This window comes from Streptomyces sp. NEAU-174 (genome assembly GCF_052665095.1).
Map to the genome: position 1 here is coordinate 252,929 of NZ_JBQTCE010000015.1, position 20,108 is coordinate 273,036.

At 70.2% G+C, this 20,108-nt stretch carries 17 protein-coding genes and 1 pseudogene; 10 read left to right on the plus strand and 8 right to left on the minus strand.

From position 1 onward, the window contains the following. Positions 1-14 precede the first annotated feature (14 nt). The 4 genes from ACT2CW_RS36605 to ACT2CW_RS36620 all read right to left on the minus strand — a co-directional run bounded on the left by ACT2CW_RS36605 (position 15) and on the right by ACT2CW_RS36620 (position 2,985). Positions 15-800 carry a thioesterase II family protein gene (locus tag ACT2CW_RS36605; RefSeq protein ID WP_445519667.1) on the minus strand — a complete coding sequence of 262 codons (786 nt, stop codon included), beginning with the start codon at positions 798-800 and terminating at the stop codon, positions 15-17. Positions 801-891: 91 nt separating this feature from the next. Beyond that, positions 892-1,869 (minus strand): dTDP-glucose 4,6-dehydratase, encoded by a 978-nt coding sequence (rfbB, locus tag ACT2CW_RS36610; RefSeq protein ID WP_445519668.1) that lies wholly within the window; start codon positions 1,867-1,869, stop codon positions 892-894. Between the two features lie 12 nt (positions 1,870-1,881). Beyond that, complete coding sequence (gene rfbA / locus ACT2CW_RS36615) at positions 1,882-2,754, minus strand: glucose-1-phosphate thymidylyltransferase RfbA (protein ID WP_445519669.1); 873 nt, start codon at positions 2,752-2,754, stop codon at positions 1,882-1,884. Between the two features lie 24 nt (positions 2,755-2,778). Beyond that, positions 2,779-2,985, minus strand: a complete 207-nt coding sequence (locus ACT2CW_RS36620; RefSeq protein ID WP_445519670.1) for an MbtH family protein — start codon at positions 2,983-2,985, stop codon at positions 2,779-2,781. A 297-nt stretch (positions 2,986-3,282) separates the two neighbouring features. Here ACT2CW_RS36620 and ACT2CW_RS36625 point away from each other — a divergent pair, with 297 nt between their 5' ends. Continuing rightward, positions 3,283-4,656 (plus strand): NDP-hexose 2,3-dehydratase family protein, encoded by a 1,374-nt coding sequence (locus ACT2CW_RS36625; RefSeq protein WP_445519671.1) that lies wholly within the window; start codon positions 3,283-3,285, stop codon positions 4,654-4,656. Beyond that, positions 4,653-5,672 carry a Gfo/Idh/MocA family protein gene (locus ACT2CW_RS36630; protein WP_445519672.1) on the plus strand — a complete coding sequence of 340 codons (1,020 nt, stop codon included), beginning with the start codon at positions 4,653-4,655 and terminating at the stop codon, positions 5,670-5,672. The genes ACT2CW_RS36625 and ACT2CW_RS36630 overlap by 4 nt, the downstream gene beginning before the upstream one ends. A gap of 136 nt (positions 5,673-5,808) precedes the next feature. Here ACT2CW_RS36630 and ACT2CW_RS36635 read toward each other — a convergent pair. Further along, positions 5,809-6,071, minus strand: a pseudogene (locus ACT2CW_RS36635) (hemerythrin domain-containing protein); the annotation flags it as partial. Positions 6,072-6,204: 133 nt separating this feature from the next. Here ACT2CW_RS36635 and ACT2CW_RS36640 point away from each other — a divergent pair. Further along, positions 6,205-7,089 (plus strand): SDR family oxidoreductase, encoded by an 885-nt coding sequence (locus ACT2CW_RS36640; protein ID WP_445519673.1) that lies wholly within the window; start codon positions 6,205-6,207, stop codon positions 7,087-7,089. Positions 7,090-7,357: 268 nt separating this feature from the next. Here ACT2CW_RS36640 and ACT2CW_RS36645 read toward each other — a convergent pair whose 3' ends face one another. Next, entirely contained in the window at positions 7,358-8,194 is an 837-nt protein-coding gene (locus ACT2CW_RS36645; protein ID WP_445519674.1) for a SigB/SigF/SigG family RNA polymerase sigma factor, read from the minus strand. A 422-nt stretch (positions 8,195-8,616) separates the two neighbouring features. Here ACT2CW_RS36645 and ACT2CW_RS36650 point away from each other — a divergent pair, with 422 nt between their 5' ends. The 4 genes from ACT2CW_RS36650 (at position 8,617) to gndA (ending at position 13,637) form a co-directional block, all read left to right on the plus strand. Then, on the plus strand, positions 8,617-9,540 hold the full coding sequence (locus ACT2CW_RS36650) for an SDR family oxidoreductase (protein ID WP_445519675.1): 924 nt from the start codon (positions 8,617-8,619) through the stop codon (positions 9,538-9,540). Between the two features lie 140 nt (positions 9,541-9,680). Continuing rightward, positions 9,681-11,090 carry an amidase gene (locus tag ACT2CW_RS36655; RefSeq protein ID WP_445519676.1) on the plus strand — a complete coding sequence of 470 codons (1,410 nt, stop codon included), beginning with the start codon at positions 9,681-9,683 and terminating at the stop codon, positions 11,088-11,090. Between the two features lie 182 nt (positions 11,091-11,272). Beyond that, the gene (locus ACT2CW_RS36660) at positions 11,273-11,824 is read left to right on the plus strand and encodes a cupin domain-containing protein (protein WP_445519677.1); all 552 of its coding nucleotides are present in this window, start codon (positions 11,273-11,275) and stop codon (positions 11,822-11,824) included. Between the two features lie 358 nt (positions 11,825-12,182). After that, positions 12,183-13,637, plus strand: coding sequence for an NADP-dependent phosphogluconate dehydrogenase (gndA, locus tag ACT2CW_RS36665; RefSeq protein ID WP_445519678.1), 1,455 nt, complete (start codon positions 12,183-12,185; stop codon positions 13,635-13,637). Between the two features lie 84 nt (positions 13,638-13,721). Here gndA and ACT2CW_RS36670 read toward each other — a convergent pair whose 3' ends face one another. Continuing rightward, the gene (locus ACT2CW_RS36670) at positions 13,722-15,074 is read right to left on the minus strand and encodes an MFS transporter (RefSeq protein WP_445519679.1); all 1,353 of its coding nucleotides are present in this window, start codon (positions 15,072-15,074) and stop codon (positions 13,722-13,724) included. A 77-nt stretch (positions 15,075-15,151) separates the two neighbouring features. Continuing rightward, positions 15,152-16,303 (minus strand): XdhC family protein, encoded by a 1,152-nt coding sequence (locus tag ACT2CW_RS36675; protein ID WP_445519680.1) that lies wholly within the window; start codon positions 16,301-16,303, stop codon positions 15,152-15,154. A 50-nt stretch (positions 16,304-16,353) separates the two neighbouring features. On the opposite strand from ACT2CW_RS36675, the gene ACT2CW_RS36680 reads away from it, so the two are divergent. Genes ACT2CW_RS36680 through ACT2CW_RS36690 form a run of 3 tightly spaced genes read left to right on the plus strand, consistent with a single transcriptional unit; the run spans position 16,354 to position 20,098 of the window. Then, the gene (locus ACT2CW_RS36680) at positions 16,354-16,941 is read left to right on the plus strand and encodes a (2Fe-2S)-binding protein (RefSeq protein ID WP_445519681.1); all 588 of its coding nucleotides are present in this window, start codon (positions 16,354-16,356) and stop codon (positions 16,939-16,941) included. Beyond that, entirely contained in the window at positions 16,938-17,939 is a 1,002-nt protein-coding gene (locus ACT2CW_RS36685; RefSeq protein WP_445519682.1) for an FAD binding domain-containing protein, read from the plus strand. Before ACT2CW_RS36680 ends, ACT2CW_RS36685 begins: the two co-directional genes overlap by 4 nt. Beyond that, positions 17,936-20,098: a xanthine dehydrogenase family protein molybdopterin-binding subunit gene (locus ACT2CW_RS36690; protein WP_445519683.1), complete on the plus strand. Its 2,163-nt coding sequence runs from the start codon at positions 17,936-17,938 to the stop codon at positions 20,096-20,098. The genes ACT2CW_RS36685 and ACT2CW_RS36690 overlap by 4 nt, the downstream gene beginning before the upstream one ends. Positions 20,099-20,108: the final 10 nt, after the last annotated feature.

Here is a 20,108-nt window from a genome sequence, read left to right on the forward strand (position 1 = left end):
CGTCGGGTTCTCCCTCAGCCGATGGTCTGTCCGCCGCGGGTCCGCGCCGCACTCAGGGTGTCCGTGATCGCCGCGGCCACCGCTGTCCCGTGCTCGGCGACATAGAAGTGGCCGCCGGGGAACACCCGCAGGTCGAAGCCGCCCGCGGTGTGCTCCCGCCAGCCCGCCGCCTCCTCGACCGAGACGTGGTCGTCGGCTTCGCCGGTGAGTGCGACGATGTCGCACCGCAGCGCCGTGCCGGGCTCCGTCTGGTAGGTCTCGGACGCCTTGTAGTCGCTGCGGATCGACGGCAGGGCCAGTTGCAGCAGTTCGCGTTCGTCGAGGATCTGCGCGTCGGTGCCACTGAGCCGTCGCAGCTCGGCGACGAGCCCGGCGTCGTCGAGACGGTGGATGTCCCGGCCGCGCTGGAGCGAAGGCGCGGGCCTGGCGGAGGCGAAGAGCGCCAGGGGTGTGGTCCCCAGCTCTCGTTCGAGCAGCATGGCCAGTTCGAATCCGACGGCGGCGCCCATGCTGTGGCCGAACAGCGCGACGGGACGCTCGGCGGCGAGCGGCTTCAGCACGTCGAAGACGGCCCGCGCCATCTCGGGGACGCTCTCGACGCACGGCTCGCTCAGCCGGTCCTGTCGCCCCGGGTACTGGACGGCCAGGGCCTCCACGGTCGAAGGCAGCAGCTCGGAGAGCGGGAAGTAGAAACTCGCGGTTCCCCCGGCGTGCGGCAGACACACCAGGCTGATATCGGCCTCCGAGTTCGGATGGAACCTGCGGAACCACCGGCTCTCACCGGTAGCGGGCAACGCCATGGCTCTTGTCATTCCCTTCTCTGGTGTTTCTGTCCGCTCGTGGACGAGAGGTTCCCTCAGCTTCGAGAGTTTCCTTCCGCGCGCCCACCCACTATCCGCTCACCTTCAGTGGCTCCCACCAATCGCGTCGCCCCGCATACCATTTCACGGTGTCCGCCAGGCCCTCCTCGAGGGACACGGCGGGCTGGTAGCCGAGTTCGCCGGAAATCTTGGTGATGTCCAGCGAATAGCGACGGTCATGCCCCTTTCTGTCCGGCACCTTCCGCACCATCGACCAGTCGGCACCGAGCAATTCGAGTATTCTCTCCGTGAGCTCCCGGTTGGCCAGTTCCGTACCGCCGCCGATGTTGTACACCTCCCCCGCCAGTCCCCTTTCCGCGACCAGGGCGACGCCCCGGCAGTGGTCTTCGACGTGCAACCAGTCCCGCACGTTCGCGCCGTCGCCGTACAGCGGCACCGGCTCACCATCCATGAGGTTGGTGATGAACCGCGGGATGGCCTTCTCCGGATGCTGGTAAGGACCGTAATTGTTTGCGCACCGGGTCACGCACACGGGAAGCCCGTGGGTGCGGTAAAAGGCCCGTGCCAGGAGATCGGACGATGCCTTGGACGCGGAATAGGGAGAGTTGGGATCGAGTGGTTCGTGCTCGGTCCAGGAACCCCGGTCGATAGAGCCGTACACCTCGTCCGTGGAGACATGGACGAATTTCGCCACCTCGGCTTCGGCCGCCGCCTCGAGGAGCGTGTGGGTGCCCAGTACATTGGTCCTGACGAACTCCTCGGCGCCCGCTATGGAACGGTCGACGTGCGATTCGGCGGCGAAGTGGACCACCTGGTCGGCCCCGCGCAACAGGTCGTTGACGAGCGCCGCGTCGCAGATGTCACCCCGCACGAAGCGCAGCCGGGGACTGGCGGCAACCTCCGCCAGGTTGGCCTCGTTGCCGGCGTAGGTGAGCTTGTCGACCACCACCACCTCCGCGTCCACCAGGGCCTCGTACGCCCCCGTCAGTGCCTGGCGGACGAAGTGCGAGCCGATGAAACCCGCACCGCCAGTCACGACTATGCGCATGAGTTCTTCCCCTCAGCGGTTTTCGGCCGTGATGTCCATAAGGTACTTTCCGTAGTCCGTATGCCGCAGTTGTTCGCCGAGCCCGTAACAGGCCGCGGCGTCGATGTACCCCATGCGGAAGGCGATCTCTTCGAGACAGGCGATCCGCACTCCTTGGCGCTGTTCGAGGAGCTGGACGTACTGTCCGGCCTGGAGCAGCGAATCGTGCGTTCCGGTGTCGAGCCAGGCGAAGCCGCGGCCGAGGCTGATCAGCCTGGCCTTCCCGCGCTCCAGATAGACCCGGTTGACGTCGGTGATCTCCAGTTCGCCGCGCTCGGACGGCCGGATGTTCTTGGCGATGTCCACGACGTCGTTGTCATAGAGATAGAGTCCGGTGATCGCCAGATTTGACGTGGGCTCCGCCGGCTTCTCCTCCAGGTGGATCAGCCGGCCCCGCTCGTCCATGGTGCCAACGCCATAGCGCTCCGGGTCCTTGACCGGATAGCCGAAGAGCACGCAGCCGTCGATGCTGCCTGCCTCCCGGTGCAGCATCCTCGAAAAACCGGGACCGTGGAAGATGTTGTCCCCGAGCACGAGTGCCACGGGATCGTCCCCGATGAATTCCGCACCGATGACGAAGGCTTCGGCGATGCCGTTCGCCGCACGCTGCTCGGCGTACTCGATCGACATCCCCAGTTGGCTGCCGTCGCCCAGGAGCACACGGAACAGGTCCAGATGGCGCGGAGTCGATATGACGAGGATTTCCCTGATCCCGCCGAGCATGAGCACCGACAGCGGGTAGTAGACCATCGGCTTGTTGTAGACGGGCAGGATCTGCTTCGACACCGCATGCGTCAAAGGATGCAGCCGGGTACCGCTCCCGCCCGCGAGGACTATCCCCTTCATGCCGTAACACGCGCCGAGGGCGGCTCAGCCGCCCATCGCCTCGATCAGGCTCTTGGGTCGCATATCCGTCCAGTTCTCCTCGATGTACGCCAGGCACGCTGCACGAGTGTCCTTGCCGTGGGCGATATGCCAGCCGTCGGGCACGTCCGCGAAGGCGGGCCACAGCGAATGCTGCCCCTCGTCGTTGACCAGCACCAAGAACTCGGCGTCGGGGTCGTCGAAAGGATTCACGCCAGTCTCTGCCTCTCATGCCGTCCTGCGGTGGACAGGCCACCTGAATGCCACCATCCTCACGTGCCCCGGCGGGAGGGGCGTCCGCGAGAGCCACAGTTACAGGTCCCAGCACACCCTGAACCGGTGCCAGGCAAACCCTCCTATGGCACTCTTGCTGCGCAACAGCCGCCGCAAGATCCGCCCTTCGTACCCACAGTTGGGTGGCGGCGCGGTGCCGATGTCGCGCACCACGCCGCCCGCGGATCGCCGAGCGCTCGGCGGCCGTGTTTCCCGGAACGAGTAGAGGCGGAGTCGATGACCGCGACAGGTCTGATGTTGCCGTCCCGCACCGCGGAACCCCGTAGCGTGTCGAGGCTTGCCGCCTCCGCCGCCGCGGTCGACGGCGGGGTGATGAGCAACCCGGAGGTACTGGCGTGGCTCGACAGACGTCGTCGCGAGCACGCGCAGCGAGTGGAGCGGGTGCCGTTCGCCGCCTTGCGCGGCTGGGGCTTCGACGAACGGACGGGCGATCTGCGGCACGCGAGCGGACGGTTCTTCTCGGTGCACGGGCTGCGGGTGCGATCGGACTTCGGTCCGGTGTCCGCATGGTCGCAGCCGATCATCCGACAGCCGGAGATCGGCCTTCTCGGCATCGCGCTGCGCGACTTCGACGGTGTGCCGCATCTGCTGATGCAGGCGAAACCCGAGCCGGGGAACGTCAACGGCGTACAGCTGTCGCCGACCGTGCAGGCGACCAAGAGCAACTACTCCCGGGTGCACGGTGGTTCCGCCGTCCCCTATCTGAGGCTCTTCCGCCGCGCGGCGCCCGAATCCGTCGTCGCGGACGTTCTCCAGTCGGAACAGGGCTCGTGGTTCCTGCGCAAGCGCAACCGCAACATGATCGTGGAGGTCGGCCCCGAGGCCGAGGCGGATGAGGACTTCGCCTGGCTGACGCTGGGACAAGTCCACGCGCTGCTGCGGCAGGACAACCTGATCAACATGGACGCGCGGACCGTCCTGTCCTGCCTTCCGGACTGGCGGCAGGAGGACACCCGGCGGGCGCTCCACGCGGACCGGGAGATCCGTAGCTGGATCACGCGGCGGCGGGCCGAGCACGAGGTCGAGGTGGTGCCGATCGGCCTCGCGGAGACCGCGGGCTGGCACCTTACCGCGGACGAGGTGGCCCATGAGCGGGCGCTGTACTTCAAGGTGGTGGCGGTCGACGTCTCCTCGCGCCGGCGTGAGGTGCCCTCCTGGTCCCAGCCGCTGCTCGAACCGCACGGCACCGGAGTCGTGGCCCTGTTCGTCCGCCGGGTCGACGGTGTACCGCACGCGCTGCTGCGGGCGCGGGCGGAGCCGGGATTCCTCGATGTGGTCGAGCTCGGCCCCACGGTGCAGTGCGTGCCGGAGAACTACGCCCATCTGCCCGCGGCCGACCAGCCGCCCTATCTCGCCGAGGCACTGGCCCGCGCCGATGGCGCCGCCTACGACGTGGTCCTGTCGGAGGAAGGCGGCCGGTTCCGGAACGCCCAGAGCCGTTACCTGATCATCGAGGCGGAGAGCGACCTCCCCACCGTATCGGACGATTTCCGTTGGGTGACACCATGTCAGTTGGACGAACTGCTCCACTACAGTCATCACGTGAACGTGCAGGCCAGGACCCTGGTGGCGGCGCTGCGGGCGTTGTGAGCCCGGCCGGGGTCCGGCCGTTGCGGCTGGGGGCGCTCGCCACGTCGTCGATCGCCCGCAGGCGCGTGCTGCCCACCGCGGTGAACATGCCGGAGGTCGATCTCATCGCGGTCGCCGGCCGGTCCGTGGAGAAGGCGGGCCGTTTCGCCGAGCAATTCGGCTGTGCGGCGGAGACGGACTACGCCGCGCTGCTGAACCGCCCGGACGTGGAGGCGGTGTACATCTCGACACCCACGGCGCTGCACCGCGCATGGGCAGACCGCGCGCTGCGCGCCGGCAAGCATGTGCTGATCGAGAAGCCGATCGGGGTGAACGCCGACGAGGCACGCCAGTTGTACTCCCTCGCGCGGGAGCGCGGTCTGGTGCTGCGGGAGAACTTCATGTTCCCGCACCATCCGCAGCACGCGTTCGCCGCGGACCTGGTGCGACGCGGACGGATCGGCACGCCGAGCACGTTCCAGGCGTCCTTCTGCATTCCGCCGCTCCCCGCTGACGACATCCGGTACGCACCCGGCCTCGGCGGCGGGGCGCTGCTCGACGTGGGCGTCTATCCGTTGCGCGCCGCGGCGCTGCTGCTGGGGCCCGGGCCGCGGGTGGCGGGCGCGACGCTGCGCACGCGCGCCTCGGACGGGCTCGACCTGTCGGGGCAGGCCTTGCTGATCTCGCCTTCCGGGGTACTGGCCCACGTGACGTTCGGCTTCGAGCACGTGTACGCGTCGTCGTACACGCTGTGGGGAGACCGGGGCCGACTGTCGGTGACGCGCGCGTTCACTCCGCCCGCGGCTCATCAGCCGGTGCTGGTGCTGGAGGAGCAGGACCACGAGGAGCGGTTCACGCTGCCGGCGTCGGACCAACTGCGCGTCTGTCTCCAGGACTTCGTGGCCGCGGTGCGCGGGGGCGATGTGGGCGAGGGGAGCGCGGAGGCCGACAAGCGAAGAGACGCGGTCGCCGTGTTGGAGTGCGTGGATGAAGTGCGCAGACAGGCCGTGCGCGTCATGACCGATGACCGTCCGTAGGGGCTGGCCGCGGCGAGCGGCGAGGAGCGGAGGGAGTCGGACATCTGGCGGCGCGGTGCTACGGCTCGATGTGGTGTCAGACTCCGCCCACTCTCCCTCGGCGCGCCGCGCCACGGTGGCCGCGGACCCGCCGCGCTTACTTGCCGCGCCCGGTGACGAAGTCGCGGGCTCGGTCCACCAGCCCCGCTCCGGGGGCGAGCAGCTTGTTACCCGGCGGGGTGTCCGGAGCGCTGGGATGCGGCCGGGTGGGGGCGGTCTTCTTCGCGCGACGGACCTTCTCCCCCCGACGCGGGAATGGTCGGCGATCTCCTTGTCGGCGACCGCGTCTCCTCCGGCCAGGTGACGGCGGACGGCGGGATAGAGATGCTCTTCCTCAGCGACTGAATGTCGCACCAATTCGCGTCACGGCCGGGTTCCCTCCGATTCCCATCCGCTAACAAGCCTGCCGCCAGGGTTTCGGACGTCCGATGGTTTGCATGTGTTGCCGAGGGGAACTCAGGGCACCCGATCTTCTGGTTTCGGAGGCCATCACATGAGCGGACAGGACCAGCGTCATCCAGGGAAGCGCTACCCTCAGCCCGAATTTCCGCAGCAGGACCAATCCCATCCCGGCGCCACGGACCACATGGAGCCGCGGCCCGACCACGGAGAAGGCAGCTACCAGGGCCATGGCCTGTTGGACAACCGACATTCTCTGATCACCGGCGGCGACTCCGGGATCGGGCGGGCCGTAGCCCTCGCATTCGCCCGTGAGGGCGCCGACGTCGTTTTCAGCTATCTGCCCGAGGAAGAGAAAGACGCCCAGGAGACGGCACGTCTGATCAAAGAGGCCGGGCGCCGCGCCGTTCCGGTGCCCTGCGACATCCGCGACGAATCCGAGTGCGGGAAATTGGTGGCGCAAGCGGTCGACGCCTTCGGCTCGATCGACATCCTCGTCAACAATGCCGCCTTCCAAATGGCACAGTCGGGAGGGCTCGAAGACATCACCACCGAGCAATTCGACCGCGTGATGCGCACGAATCTGTACGGGATGTTCTGGCTCTGCAAGATGTCCCTGCCGCATATCCCGGAAGGCGGCAGCATCATCAATACCACCTCGGTGCAGGCGTACAAGCCCAGCCCTCATCTGCTCGACTACGCCACGACCAAGGGCGCCATCGTGACCTTCACGCAGGGCCTGGCCGGCAACCTGGCGGAACGCGGCATCCGGGTGAACGCCGTGGCCCCCGGCCCGGTGTGGACGCCGCTGATCCCCGCCACCTTGCCCGACACCTCGCAATTCGGCGAGCAAAGCCCCCTGGGGCGTCCGGGCCAGCCGGCCGAGATGGCCCCCGCGTACGTTTTCCTGGCCTCACAGCAGGCCAGCTACATCACCGCCGAAATCCTCAACGCCACCGGCGGCACGCCCCTGCCCTAGCTGCCTACTTCATGTCTCGACGCCCAGATCGCAGGGCGACCATTTGGCCACTCACCTTCGGCCGCCCGCTGGAACTGCTCGGACTGCCCTGACCTGCAACGCGACCTGATCAAACGGTGGGCCCGGCCGGTGCCGGGCCCACAGGGCGTTTCTCAGGTGTCGGGGATGAGGAGGGAGTCGTCTTCGGTGCGGGCGCCGGGGAGTTGGTGGCGGGCGGCGATCACGCTGCGCTGCTCGGCGCCCGGCGCCCGGTGCCGGGCGCCGGGCATCAGGCGGCGGCCGGGATCGGCTGGGGCCGCGGCTCGGTCTCGACCTGTTCGCGGATGTCGTGGCAGCTGCGGGAGATGAGACGCGAGACATGCATCTGGGAGATGCCCAGCTCATCGGCGATGCGCGCTTGGGTCATATCGCGGAAGAACCGCAGGTACAGGATGTGCTGCTCCCGCTCCGGAAGCCGGTGCAGGCAGGGCTTGACCGCTTCGCGGTCGAGGACCGTCTCGTAGCGGGCCTCGGGCCGGCCGAGGGTGTCGGCCAGGGAGTAGCCGTCATCCGCACCCGTCAGCTCGGCGTCCAGGGAAAGGGAGCGGTAACTGCCGAGGGCCTCCATGCCGGTGAGCACGTCCTCCTCGTTCATACCGGCGGCCTCGGCGACCTGCGCCACGGTCGGGGAGCGGCCGGCGCCTTCGGTGGCGGCCATCTCCTGGACGGTGGCGCGGACCTTGTTGCGCAGCTCCTGCACCCGCCGGGGAACGTGCAGGGCCCAACTGTGGTCGCGGAAGTACCGCTTGAGCTCCCCGACGATCGTGGGGATGGCATACGGCTCGAACGCGCCGCCGCGCCGCGCGTCGTAGCGGTCGACGGCCTTGACCAGGCCCATCGCCGCGACCTGTTCCAGGTCCTCCAGGTTCTCTCCGCGGTTGCGGTAGCGGTGGGCGAGGCGGTGGGCCATCGGCAGCCAGGCCGCCACCAGCTCCTCCACCAGCACCTCGCGCTCGGGCCCATCGGAGGCCGCGGCCAGCCGCTCGAAGTCGGCCTGGGTGTCAGGGGCGTCGTCGTGAGAGTGGCGGGCACGTGCGGGTGCGGGTGCGGTGATCATCGGTGTCATCTCTGCTCCCTGCTCGTTGCTGTCCAGCAGCGCGGAAGCCCAGCGCGGCACATCTGGGGTTCACAGCGCGTTACGCGCGGCTCCCGCGGGGTGTGCCTGCTTTCCGAAGCACCTCGGTTGCTGACTCTTCTAGCCCCGCGCACTGATGTCAAACCGTTGTGTTCCAGTGCTTGGCAACTTCACTCGCATCCCGCAGACGCTTCGGAACGAGCTGAGGGGCGAGCTGGATGAGCGGCCGTGCGGCCAGGGTTCCGTGCCGTCTGGGCCGGTTTCGCCGTCCCCGCCTGCTGAGATACCTCCCCCGGCCGTTTCGTACGCGCCGCCCCGGGCACCCGCCCACCCTGCTTCGGCAACACCGCGTGGTCGCGTGGCAGCCCGGCTGCCACGGCCGCCGAAACCGCCCCGTCAGAGGAGGGATGGCCGTGCAAGAACGAGACGCCACGAAGACCGCCGCGTACGAGACCGCGCCTCAGGTCGTGTCGGAGCCCACACCTCGGTTCCGCGCGCTGAAACAGGAGCCCCCCGGCCTCGAGCGGGACATGGACCCCCGCCCTCGCTACCGGGCCGAAAACTACAGGGCATCCGGCAAGCTGACCGGCAAGGTGGCCCTGATCACCGGTGGTGACTCCGGGATCGGCCGCGCCGTCGCCCTGCTCTACGCACGCGAAGGCGCCGACGTCGCCATCGTCTACCTCCCCTACGAACAGCCGGACGCCGAGGAAACGCAACGCGTCGTGGAAGAACAGGGCCGCACATGCCTGCTCCTCCCCGGAGACCTGTGCGACCCCGACTTCTGCCGCGAGGTCGTCGAACAGACGGTGCGGAGGTTCGGCCGCCTGAACATCCTGGTCAACAACGCGGCCTACCTGAACAGCAAGCTGGAGCTGGAACAACTGACCGCGGAGGACTGGGACCGCACCTTCAAGACCAATGTGTACGCCTACTTCCACCTGGTCATGGCGGCCCTGCCGCACCTCGAGCCGGGCGATGCGGTCATCGCCACCGCCACCGAGGAAGCTCTCAAGGGCAGCACCACGATGATCGACTACGCGGCGTCCAAGGCGGCTCTGGTCGCCTTCACCAAATCCATCGCCCCCCACCTGGCCGAGCGGGGAGTCCGCGCCAACATCGTCGCACCGGGGCCCACTTGGACCGCCCTCAACAACTCCGACGATCACATGCCACGCGAAGGCCTCGCCGATCTCGGCAGCGAGGCGCCCCTTGGCCGCCCGGCCCAGCCGGAGGAAATCGCGCCGGCGTACGTCTACCTCGCCTCGGACGCGGATTCGAGCTATACGGTGGGCGAAGTGATCGCCGTGACGGGCGGAATCGTGGACACCCGCTGAGACCCGCCACATGTCCGGATGATCTGGGCGCTGCCGCCCTGCTTGACCGGATGGGAATCGGCGCCCACGGCGGTTACATCTTCGCGCTCGCCGACGTCATAGTGTGGACATCCCGTGCGGCAGACGAAGGGTGGAGGAGTGTGGACGGGCTTCATCACCGGGACGCGACCGAACTGGCTGAGCTGATCCGGACACGGCAGGTGTCGGCGGTCGAGGTGGTGCAGGCGCATCTGGACCGGATGGCCGAGGTCAACCCACGGCTGAACGCGGTGGTGACGGTGCTCGCCGAACAGGCACTCGCCGCGGCGCGGGCCGCCGATGAATCGGTCAAGGCCGGTGCCTCCCTCGGGCCCCTGCACGGTGTGCCCTTCACGGTCAAGGACGCGCTGGACGTCGCGGGCGTCGTGACCACGCGCGGCTCCGTGTTGTTCCGCGATCACCTCGCGGCTGCGGACGCGACCTCGGTAGCGCGGCTTCGGGCAGCCGGTGCCATTCCGCTGGCCAAGACGAACCTGCCCGAGTTCTCCTACTGGACCGAAACCGACAACCTGCTCGTCGGCCGGGCCCGCAACCCCTGGGATGCCGAGCGCACACCCGGCGGTTCCAGCAGCGGAGAGTCGGCCGCGATCGCCGCCGGGATGTCACCGCTCGGGCTCGGCAGCGATGTCGCCATCTCGGTGCGGGGCCCAGCACACGACACGGGGATCGTCGCCCTGAAGGCGACCCGGGGAAGAATCCCGATCACCGGACACTGGCCCGAAGTCCCCCGTCGGTACTGGCACGTCGGCCCGATGGCGCGCAGCGTGCGGGACATCGTGACCGCGTTGCGCATTCTTTCCGGGCCTGACGGCGTGGATGGCGACGTGCGGCACTCACCACCCCACACCGACGCCCCGAAGGAGGTGGCCGGGCTGCGCGTCGGCTGGATGGCCGAGCCCGGATTCGGTCCGGTGGACCGGGAGGTGGCGGCCACGGTGGCGGCCGCTGCCGAGGCGCTGCGCGGCATCGGCTGCACCGTCGAACCCGCTCCCCTGGGAACGTTGGAGACGATCGACGGCACCGCGCTGAGCGCCGTCCTGTATACCGCGGAGACGGTGCCGTACTTCCGGCGGGCCGCCGCCGGCCGCGAGTCCGAGCTGCACACCGTCATCCAACGCACGCTCTCGGATCCGGAGGTGACGTCGGCCGACTACATCGCCGCGCAACAACGAGTCGAGGCGCTCAGTTCGCTGTTCGCCGGATACTTCGAGCGCTACGACGCGCTGCTGTGCCCCGTGTGCCCGGTGCCGGCCCCGCTCCATGCGCAGCCGACGTTGCTCGTCGGGGACCGGACGGTACCGGCGCGCGGCATCATGCGCGCCACCGTGCCGTTCAACCTCACCGGCTTGCCCGCGCTGTCGTTGCCGTTCGGGGCCACCGGCGACAAGCTGCCGATCGGTGTCCAGCTCGTCTCACGCTGGTACGACGAGTCGACCGTCCTGCGTCTGGGCGCGGCACTCGAGTCGGTCAGTCCCGTCCGCCACCGCTCCCCCGACCTCGCCCGCCCCTGACCCCCGGTTCGCGCCGCTCCTCCGGCCGTTCGCCCCGGGTTCGGGCCGACGTCGCTCAGTGGCCGGTCAGCGCCCGCGCGCCGAGTTGGCGGCTGGCTCATGTGTGGAACGATACCCATCCGGTATCGACACCACGGAAGGGGTCTTGGACACTCACGGCCCCCCGGCAGTGGAATGACGGCGTGACCGATGAACCGAAGATCAGTGAGCCGAATGCCGACCCCGCCGTATCGGTGGTCGGCCCGGGCGACGGTGAGACGATCGTCCTGGGCACCACGCGACTGCGCATCCTCGAGGACGGCAGCAACACCGGGCACCGCCTCGGGCTCGCCGAATCCGTCCTCGCACCGCACACGCCCGGACCGCCGCAGCACCGCCACGCCCAGCACGACGAGGGTTTCTACGTCATCTCCGGCACGGTGCGATTCACGGTCGGAGAGCAGGACTACGACGCGACGGCGGGCACGCTCGTGATGGTCCCTCCCGGCGCCCCGCACACCTTCGCCAACGTGACCGACCAACCAGCCGTCATGCTCAGCACATTCACACCGGACCTGTATGTGCAGTACTTCCGGGACCTTCAGGACATGATCACCGGCGGCCAGGCGCTGACCCCGCAGGCGAACCTCCAGGTGATGAGCCGTTACGCCACCGAGCCGGCCACCGACTTCGCCCAGAGGGCGGAAGGGACGACGTGGTCGCCCGCGACTGGTGACTCCGGACGGGAATCATGATCATCACCTATTGGATCGTCGCCGGCCTGCGGCTCGGCCAGGGTGCCGCGCGGGATGCCCGCCCGGTGGCGTCCGAGGGTCCGACGACGAGTGAGCGCCGGGAGCCGGCAGCCCATGGGACTTCGCTCTGGACAACGCCAGAGGGCCCCTTGTGGAGATCTCACAATCCGGGCTCCCGCCTGGGCGAGAGAAAAATGAGACACCTTGGCCGCTTTCCTCGGACACTCGTCCGCCGTCGCGCACATCGTGCAACTATGGCCGGGCGATATCCGGCTGATCGACGGGGAAGATCCTCGCTCCCCTCGGCGTTGCTGCCTCGCATAAGGATTCGATGCGCGTGACAGGAGTGGAACACCGTATGCCCAGCCCTTCCACCGTCCAGCCCACCGCCCAGATCGGCGTCACAGGGCTCGCCGTCATGGGTAGCAACCTCGCCCGCAACTTCGCCCGGCACGGGCACACCGTCGCTCTCCACAACCGCACGTTCGCCAAGACCAAGGCGTTGATGGAGGAGCACGGCCACGAGGGGAACTTCGTGCCGGCGGAGAGCGCCGAGGAGTTCGTCGCCTCGCTCCAGCGGCCCCGGCGGCTGATCATCATGGTCAAGGCGGGTGCGCCCACCGATGCCGTCATCGAGGAGTTCGCACCCCTCCTCGAAGAGGGCGACGTGATCATCGACGGGGGCAACGCCCACTTCGAGGACACCCGGCGCCGGGAGAAGTCCCTGCGCGAGCGCGGGCTGCACTTCGTGGGCACCGGCATCTCCGGCGGCGAGGAGGGCGCGCTCAACGGGCCCAGCATCATGCCCGGCGGATCGGTGGAATCCTACAAGTCCCTCGGTCCGCTGCTGGAGTCCATCTCCGCCAAGGTGGACGGCACGCCGTGCTGCACCCACATCGGCCCGGACGGCGCCGGCCACTTCGTGAAGATGGTGCACAACGGCATCGAGTACGCGGACATGCAGCTCATCGCCGAGTCGTACGACCTGCTGCGGCGGGCGCTCGGCATGTCGCCCGGTGAGATCGCAGAGGTGTTCCGCACCTGGAACGGCGGCCGCCTGGAGTCGTATCTGATCGAGATCACCGCCGAGGTGCTCGGGCACACCGACGCCGCCACCGGCAAGCCGTTCGTGGACGTGGTGCAGGACCAGGCGGAGCAGAAGGGCACCGGCCGCTGGACCGTGCAGACCGCGCTGGACCTGGGCGTGCCGGTGAGTGGGATCGCCGAGGCGGTGTTCGCCCGCTCGCTGTCCGGCCACGCGGAGCTGCGGGACGCCTCGCAGGGGCTGCCGGGGCCGTCCGGCAAGGGGCTCACGGGGGCCGCCGCGGAGCGGTTCGCCGACGATGTCGAGCAGGCGCTGTACGCCTCGAAGATCGTGGCGTACGCGCAGGGCATCCACCAGATCGAGGCGGGCAGCCAGGAGTACGGCTGGGACATCGACCCCGGGGCGGTCGCGCGGATCTGGCGCGGTGGCTGCATCATCCGGGCGCGGTTCCTGAACCGGATCACCGAGGCGTACGCCAAGGACCGCAAGCCCGTCACGCTGCTGACCGACGACCACTTCGCCGAGGCGCTGGGCGCGGCGCAGGACGCCTGGCGGCGGGTGGTGGCCACCTCGGTCGAGTTGGGCGTACCGGCCCCGGGCTTCTCGGCGGCGCTGGCGTACTACGACGCGCTGCGCTCGGAGCGGCTGCCCGCCGCGCTGGTCCAGGGGCAGCGGGACTTCTTCGGTGCGCACACCTACCGGCGGGTGGACCGCGAGGGTTCGTTCCACACGCTGTGGGGCGGCGACCGCGACGAGCGTACGGCCTGAGGGCCGCGACGGCCGTGCCCCCGCCCAGGATTCCGGCGGGGGCACGGCCGTCGTGCGTTCGCCTGCCCGAGCGCGGCCGCGTCGTCAGGGCGTGTAGCGGCGGAACGCGGGCACCGCGACGGCGAGCCCGAGTGTGCTGACGGCCACCAGCAGCCCGCCCGCGGCGACCGCCGCGCGGGTCCCGAGGAGCGAGCCCGCGGTGCCGTGCAGCAGATCGGCGATGCGCGGGCCGCCCGCCACCACCACGGTGAACACACCCTGCATCCGGCCGCGCATGTCGTCGGTGGCTGCGGCCTGGAGGATCGTCCCGCGGAAGACCATCGAGACCATGTCGGCCACGCCCGCGAGGGCGAGGAAGGCCACCGCCCACCACAGGTTGAGGCTGAGCCCGAATCCGGTGATGGCCACGCCCCAGGCCACCACGGCGGCGATGACCATCAAGCCGTGGCGGCGGGCGCGGGAGAAGGTGCCGGAGAGCAGACCGCCGGCCACCGCGCCGAGCGGGATCGCCGCGAAGAGCAGGCCGAGCGCGAACCCCTCGCCCCAGGGCGCGTAGGTGTGCGCGGCGAGTTGGGGGAAGAGCGCGCGGGGCATGCCGAAGACCATGGCGATGATGTCGGCGAGGAACGACATCAGCAGGATGCGGTGGGCGGCGATGTACCGGAAGCCGTCGACCACATCGCGCCATCCGCCCCGCCGCGCGCCGCCCTCGGCGCCCGTGGCGCCCTCGGTGAGGGGCGGCAGCGCGGGCAGCCGCCAGACGGCCCACAGGGTGACGCACAGCGCCACGGCGTCGATGAGGTAGAGCGCGGGCAGGCCGAGGACGGGGATCAGGGCGCCCGCGAGCAGCGGGCCGAGGATCATGCCGGTCTGGGCGACGGTGGACTGGAGGGCGCCCGCGGCGGGCAGTTCGTCGGCGGGGACGAGACGGGCGACGGAGGCGCTGCGGGCCGGGGAGTTCATGCCGAAGAAGCCCTGCTGGACGGCGAGCAGCACCATGAGCAGCGCCACCGAGTCCAGACCGGCGAAGGACTGCGCCCAGAACAGCACCGAGGTGACGGCGATGCCCACGTTGGTGACAAGCATCAGGGTGCGCCGGTCCATCCGGTCGGCCACCACCCCGCCCCACAGCGCGAAGACCACCAGCGGGAGGAGTCCGGCGAAGCTGGCGTAGCCGACCCACGCCGACGAGCCGGTGATGTCGTAGATCTGCTTGGGCACGGCGACGGCGGTGAGCTGGCTGCCGATGGCGGTGACGGTGGTGGAACTCCACAGCCGGCGGAAGGGGCGGTGGCGCAGCGGCCGGATGTCCATCACCCAGCGGCGCCAGCCGGGTCTCGGCGGCGGGGCGGCGTCGGTGTCCCCGGCGCCGAGGGGCGCGTCATCGTCGGCGGCGGTGGGTTCTATGTCGTCGTCGCTGCTTCGAGCGGTCTCCACGGCTGGTTCGATTCCTCCTACATCCATTCGGGCCGGGAACCATTGTGACGATCCCCGGCCCGGGCCGTGGCCCCGTCTCAGCCTCCGGCCGCGGGCCGCATCGGCTCCTGACTGTGGATGCTGCCGCTGAGGGAGGTCAGCCGGGTGCCGCTGCCGCCCCAGCGGTCGGCGATGATCTCGGCCGCGATGCTGACGGCGGTCTCCTCCGGGGTACGGGCGCCGAGGTCCAGGCCGATCGGCGAGGCGAGTTTGGCCACCGCCTCCTCGCCGAGACCGGTGGCGCGCAGCCGGCGGAGCCGGTCGTCGTGGGTGCGGCGGGAGCCCATGGCGCCCACGTAGGCCAGCGGCAGGCGCAGGGCGACGTCCAGCAGCGGCACATCGAACTTGGGGTCGTGGGTGAGCACACAGACCACCGTGCGTTCGTCGATCCGGCCCGCCTCCGCCTCGGTGCGCAGATAGCGGTGCGGCCAGTCGGTCACCACCTCGTGTGCCTCGGGGAAGCGGCGCGGGGTGGCGAAGACGGGCCGGGCGTCGCACACGGTGACGTGGTAGCCGAGGTAGGCGCCGATCCGGGCCATGGCCGCCGCGAAGTCCACGGCGCCGAAGACCAGCATCCGCGGCGGGGTGGCGTGGACCGAGACGAACAGGGTGAGTTCCTCGTCCATGCGGACGCCGTCGTAGCCGAAGCGCAGGGTCTCGGTGCGCCCGCCGGCCAGCAGTCCGCGCGCGTCCTCGGCGACGGCCGCGTCCAGCCGTCCGGAGCCGAGGGATCCGGAGGTGCCGTCGGGCCGTACGACCAGCCGGCGGCCCAGCCGTCCCTCCGGGTCGGGCCCGTCGACGGCCACGCAGATCACCTCGGCCACCGGCTCCCCGGCGGCCACCGCCTCGGCCACCTCGCCCAGTTCGGGGAAGCCCGCGGGGTCGATCCGCTCCACATAGACGTCGATGATCCCGCCGCAGGTCAGCCCGACCGCGAAGGCGTCGTCGTCGCTGACGCCATAGCGCTCCAGCACGGGCCTGCCGCTGTCGGTCACCTCCTGGGCCAGTTCATAGACGGCGCCTTCGACACAGCCGCCGGAGACGCTGCCGATCGCCGCGCCATCGGGGCCGACCAGCATGGACGTCCCGGGCGGCAGCGGAGAGGAATGCCAGGTCGCCACCACCGTGGCCCGGGCGAACGGTTCGCCCTCGCCCCACCATCGGTGCATCTGCGCTACGACGTCCCGCATGGAATTCATATCTCCTCGCCACGGATGTAAGAGGTTGATACATTCAATGTATGAGCCTCTCACATCACTCACCGAGTAGCGACATCACCTTGCGGATCAACGGCACGTCCCACTCCCTGACGATCGACAACCGGACCACCCTGCTCGATGTGCTGCGCGAGCGGATCGGGCTCACCGGCACCAAGAAGGGCTGTGACCACGGTCAGTGCGGGGCCTGCACGGTGCTGGTGGACGGTGAGCGGGTGAACAGCTGCCTGATGTTCGCGGTGACCGCCGAGGAGCGCGAGATCGTCTCCATCGAGGGCGTGGCGGCGCTGTCGGACGGCGGGGAGCTGCACCCGGTGCAGCGTGCCTTCCTCGACCACGACGGGCTCCAGTGCGGCTATTGCACCCCGGGCCAGATCTGCTCCGCCATCGGGGCGCTGGGCGAGGCCGGGCGCGGCTGGCCCAGCCATGTCACCGAGGACACCGCCACCGGGGTGGCCGATGTCTCCGCGCTGGACGCGCGGGAGGTGCGCGAGCGGATGAGCGGCAACCTGTGCCGCTGCGGCGCGTACAACGGGATCGTCGAGGCCGTGCTGGAGGCCGCGGGCGCCCAAGCCGCCCAGGACACGGCCACCGTCGGGGGCGCCCGATGAAGGAGTTCGCCTACGCCCGCGCGGGCGACGCCGCCGAGGCGGCCGCGCTGATCGCCCAGCGCCCCGATGCCACCTATCTCGGCGGCGGCACCAATCTGGTGGACCTGATGAAGCTCGGCGTCACCGACCCGGGTCTGCTCATCGACGTCTCCCGGCTGCCGTACGACCGGATCGAGCACCGCGCGGACGGCTCCGTGCTCATCGGCGCCACCGTGCGCAACGGCGCGCTGGCGGGCGATCCGGGCGTCCGTGAGCGCTTCCCGCTGCTGTCCCAGGCGCTGCTGGCGGGGGCCTCCGGGCAGCTGCGCACGGTCGCCACGGTGGGCGGCAATCTGCTCCAGCGCACCCGCTGCGGGTACTTCCAGGACGTGACCAAGCCGTGCAACAAGCGCGAGCCGGGCACCGGGTGCCCGGCGATCCAGGGCGCGCACCGCGATCTGGCCGTGCTGGGCACCTCCGACCACTGCGTGGCCTCCCACCCCTCCGACATGGCGGTGGCGCTGGTGGCGCTCGACGCGGTGGCGCACGTGCGGTCGGTGGACGGCGGCTCGCGCGCCGTTCCGGTGGCGGAGCTGTATCTGCCGCCCGGCGACACACCGCACCGGGAGACCGTCCTGGACCACGGCGACCTCATCACCGCCGTGGAGCTGCCCCCGCCGCCGCACGGTGCCCGGATGCGCTACCGCAAGGTGCGCGACCGCTGGTCGTACGCCTTCGCGCTGGTGAGCGTCGCCACCTCGGTGTCCGTGGCCGAGGACGGCTCGCTGCGGGACGTGCGGATCGCGCTCGGCGGAGTGGCGCCACGGCCGTGGCGCGCCCGGACCGCCGAGGAGCGGCTGCGCGGCGCCCGGCCGGACGAGGAGACGCTGCGCGAGGCGGCGCAAGCCGAGCTGGCCGAGGCGCGGCCACTGCCCGACAACGCCTTCAAGGTCGACCTGGCCACTGATCTGATCGTCGCGGGCGTCCGCGACCTCGTCGCGAGGAGGGATCGCGCATGACCACCGTCGAACAGAGCGTCGGCGCCCCGGTGACCCGGGTCGACGGCCTGGACAAGGTGACCGGCGCGGCGCGCTACGCCTATGAGTTCCCCACCCGGGACGTCAGTTACGTATGGCCGGTGCAGGCCACCATCGCCCGCGGCCGGGTGACGGAGGTGGACCCCGCCCCGGCGCTGGCCCTGCCCGGTGTGCTGGCGGTGCTCGACCACACAAGCGCCCCGCGGCTGAACGCCGAGGCGCAGGCGAGCGCGGACCTCTTCGTGCTTCAGTCCCCTCAGGTGGCGTACCACGGCCAGATCGTGGCCGCCGTGGTGGCCACCTCGCTGGAGGCGGCGCGCGAGGGCGCGGCGGCGGTCCGGGTGGGCTATGAGCGGGAGCCGCACGATGTGGTGCTGCGCGCCGACGACGAGCGGCTGGAGATCGCCGAGACGGTGACCGACGGCAGCCCGGGCCTGGTGGAGCGCGGTGACGCCGATGGCGCCTGGGCCACCGCCCCGGTGCGGGTGGACGCCACGTACACCACTCCGGTGGAGCATCCGAGTCCGATGGAGCCGCATGCCACCATCGCGGTGTGGGACGAGGACCGGCTGACGCTGTTCAACTCCGACCAGGGTCCCTATATGAGCGCGCAGCTGATGTCCGCGCTGTTCGGGATCGAGCTGAGCGCGGTGGAGATCGTGGCCGAGTACATCGGCGGGGGCTTCGGCTCCAAGGGCATTCCGCGCTCGCCGACGGTGCTGGCGGCGCTCGCCGCGCGGGCCGTCGAACGGCCGGTGAAGATCGCCCTGACCCGGCAGCAGATGTTCCAGCTGATCCCCTACCGCTCCCCCACGATCCAGCGGGTGCGGCTGGGCGCCGAGCGCGACGGCCGGCTGACGGTGATCCAGCACGAGTCGGTACAGCAGCGCTCGGCCCAGGTGCCGTTCGCCGATCAGACGGTGTCCTCGACACGGATGATGTACGCGGCGCCCCACGTCCGTACGACGGTGAAGGTGGCGCCGCTCGATGTGATGACGCCCGCCTGGTTCCGCGCCCCCGGCCACACCCCGGGGATGTTCGCGCTGGAGTCGGCCGTCGACGAGCTGGCCGGGGCGCTGGGCATGGACCCGGTCGAGCTGCGCATCCGCAATGAGCCGGAGACCGACCCGGAGAGCGGCAAGCCGTTCAGCAGCCGCAACCTGGTGGCCTGTCTGCGCGAGGGCGCGGCGCGGTTCGGCTGGGAGCGCCGTGATCCGGCCCCGGGGATCCGGCGTGAGGGGCGCTGGCTGCTGGGCACCGGTGTGGCCGCCTCGCACCACCCGGACTACACCTTCCCCTCCTCCGCGGTGGCGCGCGCCGAGGAGGACGGGACGTACCGGGTGCGCATCGGCGCGGCCGACCTGGGCACGGGCGCCCGTACCGCCCTCACCCAGGTGGCGGCGGACGCGCTCGGCATTCCGCTGTCGCGGCTGCGGCTGGAGATCGGGCGTGCCTCGCTGGGCATGGCGCCGTTCGCGGGCGGTTCGCTCGGCACCGCATCGTGGGGCTGGGCGGTGGACAAGGCGTGCCGTGCGCTGCTCAAGGAGCTGGACACCTACGGGGGTGTGGTCCCGGACGGCGGTCTGGAGGTGGTGGCGAACACCGTCGAGGATCTGGAGCGGCGGGCGGATCTGTCGCGGCACACCTTCGGGGCGCAGTTCGCCCAGGTGCGGGTGGACGGCGACACCGGTGAGATCCGGGTGGACCGGATGCTGGGCGTGTTCGCCGCCGGGCGGATCGTCAATCCGCACACCGCGCGCTCCCAGTTCCTCGGGGCCATGACGATGGGTCTGTCGATGGCGCTGCTGGAGATCGGCGAGGTCGATCCGGTCTTCGGCGACTTCGCCAACCATGACTTCGCGGGCTATCACATCGCCGCCCACGCCGATGTTCCGCGACTGGACGTGGTGCTGCTGGAGGAGGACGACAACACCACCAACCCGGTGGGCGCCAAGGGCATCGGCGAACTGGGCATCGTGGGCGCGGCGGCGGCCATCGGCAACGCCTTCCACCATGCCACCGGAGAGCGGGTGCGGGATCTGCCGATCCGCGTCGAGCGCTCGCGGGACGCCCTGCGGGCCGCCCGGGCCGCCGAAAGGCGCAGGCCAGGGGCGGGTGAGCCGGAATCGCGGGTCGGGTAGGGTCACCCGA

Excerpts from the sequence above, each read along its gene's own strand:
- ACT2CW_RS36605 (WP_445519667.1), bottom strand. The coding sequence starts at position 800 with ATGGCGTTGCCCGCTACCGGTGAGAGCCGGTGGTTCCGCAGGTTCCAT.
- rfbB (WP_445519668.1), bottom strand. The coding sequence starts at position 1,869 with ATGCGCATAGTCGTGACTGGCGGTGCGGGTTTCATCGGCTCGCACTTC.
- rfbA (WP_445519669.1), bottom strand. The coding sequence starts at position 2,754 with ATGAAGGGGATAGTCCTCGCGGGCGGGAGCGGTACCCGGCTGCATCCT.
- ACT2CW_RS36625 (WP_445519671.1), top strand. The coding sequence starts at position 3,283 with ATGACCGCGACAGGTCTGATGTTGCCGTCCCGCACCGCGGAACCCCGT.
- ACT2CW_RS36640 (WP_445519673.1), top strand. The coding sequence starts at position 6,205 with ATGAGCGGACAGGACCAGCGTCATCCAGGGAAGCGCTACCCTCAGCCC.
- ACT2CW_RS36645 (WP_445519674.1), bottom strand. The coding sequence starts at position 8,194 with ATGACACCGATGATCACCGCACCCGCACCCGCACGTGCCCGCCACTCT.
- gndA (WP_445519678.1), top strand. The coding sequence starts at position 12,183 with ATGCCCAGCCCTTCCACCGTCCAGCCCACCGCCCAGATCGGCGTCACA.
- ACT2CW_RS36675 (WP_445519680.1), bottom strand. The coding sequence starts at position 16,303 with ATGCGGGACGTCGTAGCGCAGATGCACCGATGGTGGGGCGAGGGCGAA.
- ACT2CW_RS36680 (WP_445519681.1), top strand. The coding sequence starts at position 16,354 with ATGAGCCTCTCACATCACTCACCGAGTAGCGACATCACCTTGCGGATC.
- ACT2CW_RS36685 (WP_445519682.1), top strand. The coding sequence starts at position 16,938 with ATGAAGGAGTTCGCCTACGCCCGCGCGGGCGACGCCGCCGAGGCGGCC.
- ACT2CW_RS36690 (WP_445519683.1), top strand. The coding sequence starts at position 17,936 with ATGACCACCGTCGAACAGAGCGTCGGCGCCCCGGTGACCCGGGTCGAC.